Annotated in this window: 3 protein-coding genes; 1 reads left to right on the plus strand and 2 read right to left on the minus strand. The window is 74.4% G+C overall.

The window, feature by feature from the left end:
• Positions 1-412: 412 nt before the first annotated feature.
• Entirely contained in the window at positions 413-2119 is a 1707-nt protein-coding gene (locus L7D48_RS24355) for a cellulose binding domain-containing protein (RefSeq protein ID WP_237882512.1), read from the plus strand.
• A gap of 115 nt (positions 2120-2234) precedes the next feature.
• Here the strand turns inward: L7D48_RS24355 and L7D48_RS24360 are convergent, their stop codons facing one another.
• Both L7D48_RS24360 and ectB read right to left on the minus strand, forming a co-directional pair.
• Positions 2235-4361, minus strand: coding sequence for a SpoIIE family protein phosphatase (locus L7D48_RS24360; RefSeq protein ID WP_237882515.1), 2127 nt, complete (start codon positions 4359-4361; stop codon positions 2235-2237).
• Positions 4362-4660: 299 nt separating this feature from the next.
• Positions 4661-5929, minus strand: a complete 1269-nt coding sequence (gene ectB, locus L7D48_RS24365) for a diaminobutyrate--2-oxoglutarate transaminase (protein ID WP_237882517.1) — start codon at positions 5927-5929, stop codon at positions 4661-4663.
• Positions 5930-6025 lie beyond the last annotated feature (96 nt).

Consider the following 6025-nt stretch of genomic DNA (forward strand, 5'->3'; position numbering starts at 1 on the left):
GCGGCGGGCAGCCCCCGGGCGCGGCACGATGTGATCGACCGACAGGGAGCCGCCCGATTACCGGAATCTGGCCGGAACTTCCGAAGGGCGGGAACACGGGAGGCGGACTCTGCCGCGGTTTCCACCGTTCCGCCCGGTCGCGCCCGGCCCCTCCACCCGCCGGAGACCGAGCGAAAGCGGCCCACCTCGCACGGTTCGCGCACGCCCGTTGCCTCACCCTGACCGCCTTCCTAGGCTGGGAGCGCTTCCACTGCCGGTTCCGGCGCTCCGCGCCCCGCGCGGCACCCTGCCCGGCCGGACCGGTACACCCCCCACGACCCGGCGTGCTTCGGCGGGTGCCCGGTTTCCGTGCCGTGGTCCGGCCGGCGGCCGCGCCCTGCCGGCGGCACGCCTTCCTCCGGAGGACCCCGTTATGCGTTTGCATCGCCATCGACCCCGGGTGTGGGCAGCCGCGGTCTTCGTGGCCGTCGCGAGCCTGGCCACCACCACCCTCGGCGCGCAGGCGGGCGCCGCCGACTCCCCGCCGCCCGCGCCGCGGGCCGCCGCGGTGGAGGACGACGGCGCCGACTGCGAGGTGGGGCAGGGCAGCCCGGCCGGCACCTCGACGCTCCCCGACCCGTTCACGAGGACGGACGGCACACGGATCACGTCCAAGGCCGACTGGCGCTGCCGGCGGGCGGAGATCAGGGAGCTGGCCGAGCGCACCGTCTACGGGCAGAAGCCCGCCAGGCCCGACAGCGTGACCGGGACGGTCTCCTCCTCCCGGATCACCGTCAACGTCAGCCACCAGGGCAGGAGTTCGAGTTTCTCCGCGGATGTGGAGCTGCCCGGCGGCACCGGCCCCTTCCCCGCCGTGGTCGTCTACGGCGGGTTCGGCGCGGACACCGCCACCATCAAGGCCTCCGGCGCCGCCGTCATCAGTTACGACCCCTTCGGCGTCGGCCGGGAGGGCACCGCCCGCAACAACAAGCAGGGCGCCTTCTACAGCGTCTACGGCTCCTCCAGCAGCACCGGCCTGCTGGCCGCCTGGGCCTGGGGGGTGAGCCGCATCATCGACGTCATCGAGTCCTCCGGCGGCAGCGTCCTGACCGCAGACGCCACCGGTGTGACCGGCTGCTCGCGCTACGGCAAGGGCGCCTTCGTCGCCGGCGCGTTCGACCAGCGCATCGCCCTGACCATGCCGATCGAGTCCGGCAGCGGCGGTGTCGGCGCCTTCCGCTCCATCGCGAAGGAGAGCGGCGCCCAGCCGCTGAGCAGCGCGTACTCCGAACAGCCCTGGCTGGGCGACGCGTTCGGCTCCTACACCGGCAACCCGAACTCGCTGCCGGTGGACACCCACCAGATCGTGGGCATGGTCGCTCCCCGCGGTCTGCTGATCATGGACAATCCGCACATCGACTGGCTGGGCGCCCGCTCCGGAGCCGTCGCCGCCCTGGGCGGGGCCGAGGTCTACAAGGCCCTCGGCGCGCGGGACAACATCACCTACTGGTCCGACGTCCAGGACGGCAGCCACTGCGCCGTCCGCTCCGAGTGGCGCGCTCCCCTGCAGCAGCACATCCGGAAGTTCCTGCTGGACGGCGGCACCACCTCCGGGACCTTCAGGGTCTCCGGCAAGAAGTCCGCCGACCTGGCCGAGTGGCGCGACTGGCAGACGCCCGCCCTCGGCGACGGCGGTACCTCCGGCGGCACCACGAGTGGAACGACCGGTGGTGACACCGGCGGGACCACGGGCGGGACGACCGGCGGCACCACGGGCGGGGCCACCGGAGGGAGCACCGGTGGAACCTCCGGAGGGACCACCGGCGGCACGGAGGACGGCGCCTGCACCGCCGAGTACCGCATGGTCAACAGCTGGTCCGGCGGATTCCAGGGCGAGGTGTCGGTCCGCAACAACGGCACCGGCTCGCTCGACGGATGGGCCGTCACGATGACCCTGGCCCCCGGCCAGTCCCTCGGCAGCGTCTGGAACGGCCGGAACACCGGGACCAGCGGAACCGTCACGGTCCGCAACACCGCCTGGAACGGCACCCTGGCGGCGGGCGGCACCGCCACCTTCGGCTTCACCGCCACCGGCGGCTCCAACACGGCGCCCGGCGGCATCACCTGCGCCGGCCCCTGACCCCTCGTCCCGAGCGCGTCACCCGCGATCCCGTCCCGGCCCGCACCACCGCGCCGGGGCGGGATCGCCGCCCCCGCTTCCGCCGCGCCCGGCCGCCCGGGTCCCGCTCCCCCGCTCAGTCCTCGCCGAAAGCCGTCCGCAGCAGGAGCAGGGCGATGTCGTCGGTGCGCTGCCGAGCGGGGCGGGCCCCCCGGACGACGGCGTCGACGAGACGCTCCGGATCCCCGTCGGGGATGTCGGCCAGATGGCGGGCGAGACCGGCGGTGGCCTCGTCGGGATCGACACCCGGGGTCTCGACGAGGCCGTCGGTGTAGAGGGCGAGGACCGCGCCGGCCGGCAGGAGGGTGTCGAAGACCTGGTAGTCGGCGTCCGGCTCGACGCCCAGCAGCAGGCCGGGCGGGACGTCCAGGGGGCCGGTGCGGCCGTCGGGCAGACGCAGGAGCGGGGCGGGATGGCCGGCGCTGGCCATGCTCGCGCACCGCCGGGCCAGATCGAGGTGGACGTAGAGGCAGCTGGTGAACAGCCCGGGGTCGAGATCGGTCAGGAGCCGGTTGGTGCGAGTGAGCACCTGGTCCGGGGAGACGCCGGCGGTGGCGTGGGCGTGGATGGCGGTGCGGACCTGTCCCATGAGCGCGGCGGCGGCGACGTTGTGCCCCTGTACGTCGCCGATGACGGCGGCCGCGGTGCTGTCGCTGAGGCGGATGAGGTCGTAGAAGTCGCCGCCGATCTCCATGCCCCGGGTGGCCGGCAGGTAGCGGGCGGCCACCCGCAGCCCGGGGACGGCGGGCAGGGTGTGGGGCAGCAGTGCCTGCTGGAGGCCGTGGGCGATCTGGTGCTTGGCGTCGTACAGGCGCGCCCGGTCCAGTGCCTGGGCGATGAGTCCGGCCAGGGAGGTGAGCACCGCTCGCTCCTCGGCGGTGAACTCGTGGGGCCGGTCGTAGGACAGGGTGCAGCAGCCCACGGGCCGCCCCGAGATGCTCAGCGGCAGATACGCCCACGCCTGCTTGTCGGTCGTCCGCGGCAGGCCGGGGTACTCGCGCTCCATCTCCTGCGGGGAGGAGTAGAAAAGCGGTGTGGCCTCGGCGAGCACCCGCCCGGCCGGGGTGAGGGAGGTGTCCAGCGCCACGCCTTCGAGCCGCTCGATGGCCGCCGCGGAGTAGCCGCGGTGGCCGATGATGCGCAGCCGGCCGTCCTCCAGGACGGACAGGACCACGCCCCTGGCGTCGAAGGCGGGCATGATCTGGTCGGCGATGAGGTCGACCACGTCCCGCACCCCGACGGTCTCGGTCAGGGCCGCGGCCAGGTGCATCAGCTGGTAGAGCTGCCCGGCTCTCGCCGGGGCGGACCTCCCGGCCCGCTCGCCGTGGACCGGCGCGGGACGGGGGCCGGCGCCCGCGGGTTCGATGCGTACGCTGATGCCGCTGGCGTCCGGGTAGAGCCGGAAGTCGAGCCACCGGCCGGGCGGGCGGCGGGCGGCGAAGGAGACGGGCTCGCGGCTGACGACCGCGGCCCGGTAGCGGTCCTCGTAGACCGGGTCGTCCAGCCAGGGCAGCGAGTGCCAGGGACGGGTGCCGAGCAGTTCGGCGGCGCCGCGGCCCAGCAGCTCGGCGCCGCCGGAGCTGACGAAGGTGATGCGGCCCTCCAGATCCAGGGCGCAGCAGCCGCCGGGCAGGCGCTCGGCGAAGTCCTCGACGGCCAGCGCCGACTGCGACCTGCCGGTGCGCACGGTGCGGGTGCTCAGCAGCCGGGGCCGGGCCGGGTTCGGGGCCGGCCGGCCCGCGTCCTCCTCCTCTTCCAGCAGCCGTGCCAGCCTCCGGCAGCCGAAGACGATGTTGTCGCGCCGCCGCCCGGAGATCCGCGGCGGGTGGGTGCCGGGCCACAGCAGCAGCAGCGCCCCCCAGGAGCGCTCCGCGGCGACGGGGGCGGCGGCCAGGGCGAAGTGGTAGGGCGCGGTCAGCGCCGCGCGCGGATAGGCCCGGGCCATGTCCTCCTGACTGCCCACCCACACCAGGCGGTTCTCGCGCACCGCGTCGGCCGCCGGGACCGGTGCGGCCAGTCCGACACTCTTCCACGGCTCCACGAAACCGGGCGGCGCCCCGCACATCATCACCAGCCGCAGCGCGTCCCCGTCCGGGGTCAGCAGGTACAGGCCGGCGGCGGACGCGCCGGTGCCGCGCACCACCTCCAGGAACTCCGTCTCCAGCCGGTCCCGCGCGGCCGTCGCGTCACCGGGCCCGGTCACCGTGCGCTCCCCTCCGGCCCGGCTCGGGGGCCGGACCGCCGGGCGGGCCTCCGGCCGCGGCGCCGCACGGCGTACGGCAACGGCGCGCCGCCCCCGTCCGTCCCGGTGGCGGCACCTCGCGGCAGGCATGCCAGAGATATCCCATACGAGAAGATTATGACGCTTCCGGAGGGGCGGCGCGCTGTCGCCGGGGCTGCGGACGGGGCGTGAGGCCGCCCTCCCGCCGAGCGGCCGGGAAGGCGGCCTCACTCCCCGCCCGGGAGTGGGGGCGTACGGCGCACCGCGCGCGGTCGGGCCGGTCAGCCGGTCTCGTCGACGGCGCGGGCCAGGGTGCGCAGCCCCTCGTCCAGCTCGTCCGGAGTCGCGGTGAGCGGCGGGAGCAGCTTGACGACCTCGCTCTCGGGGCCCGAGGTCTCCACCAGCAGCCCCAGCTCGAAGGCGCGGGCACACACCCGGGCGGCGCGCCCGGCGTCGGTGAAGGTCAGGCCCCAGGCCAGGCCGCGGCCCCGGTATCCGGCCCCGCTACGGCGGTGCTCGCGGGCGATCTCGTCCAGGGCGGCCTCGACCTGCTCGCCGCGGGCGAGCGTCTGCTTCTCCGTTCCGCTGTCGGCCCAGTAGGTGTCCAGGGCCGCTGTGGCGGTGACGAAGGCGGGGTTGTTGCCGCGGAAGGTGCCGTTGTGCTCGCCGGGCTCCCACACGTCCAGCTCGGGCCGGAAGAGGGTCAGCGCCATCGGCAGGCCGTAGCCGCTGATGGACTTGGACAGCGTGATGATGTCGGGGACGATGCCGGCCTCCTCGAAGGAGAAGAAGCCGCCGGTGCGGCCGCAGCCCATCTGGATGTCGTCGACGATCAGCAGCATGTCCCAGCGGCGGCACAGGTCGGCCAGGGCGCGCAGCCACTCGGCCCGGGCGACGTTGATGCCGCCCTCGCCCTGGACCGTCTCCACGATCACGGCGGCCGGGCGGCTCAGGCCGGAACCGCGGTCCTCCAGCAGCCGCTCGAACCACAGGAAGTCCTCGACCTTGCCGTCGAGGTAGCGGTCGAACGGCATGGGCACGCCGTGCACCAGGGGGACACCGGCGCCGGCGCGCTTGAAGGCGTTGCCGGTCACCGCCAGCGCTCCCAGCGACATGCCGTGGAAGGCGTTGGTGAAGGACACCACCGTCTCGCGCCTCTTGATCTTGCGGGCCAGTTTCAGGGCCGCCTCGACGGCGTTGGCGCCGGTCGGGCCGGGGAACATCACCTTGTGGTCCAGGCCGCGCGGCCGCAGGACGAGGTCGCGGAAGGTCTCCAGGAAGTCCCGCTTGGCCGTGGTGGACATGTCCAGGCCGTGGGTGATGCCGTCGCGCTCCAGGTAGTCCAGCAGAGCGCGTTTGAGGACCGGGGGGTTGTGGCCGTAGTTGAGTGCGCCCGCCCCGGCGAAGAAGTCCAGGTACACATGGCCGTCCTCGTCCCGGAGGCGGCAGCCGTGCGCGTACTCGAAGACCCTCGGCCAGCCCCGGCAGTAGCTGCGCACCTGAGACTCCAGGGTGTCGAAGACGGAGGTCTCGGCTTCGGTGATGGTCATGGTGGCGTGCTCCTCGGTGGGTGTGGTGCCGGGCCGACGGCGTGCCGTCCGCCCGTGGCGGGTCGGGGCCGGGCGGTGGTCAGGGCCGGGCGGGTC

This window comes from Streptomyces sp. ICN903 (genome assembly GCF_022015835.1).
GTDB classification, from domain to species: Bacteria; Actinomycetota; Actinomycetes; order Streptomycetales; family Streptomycetaceae; genus Streptomyces; species Streptomyces fenghuangensis.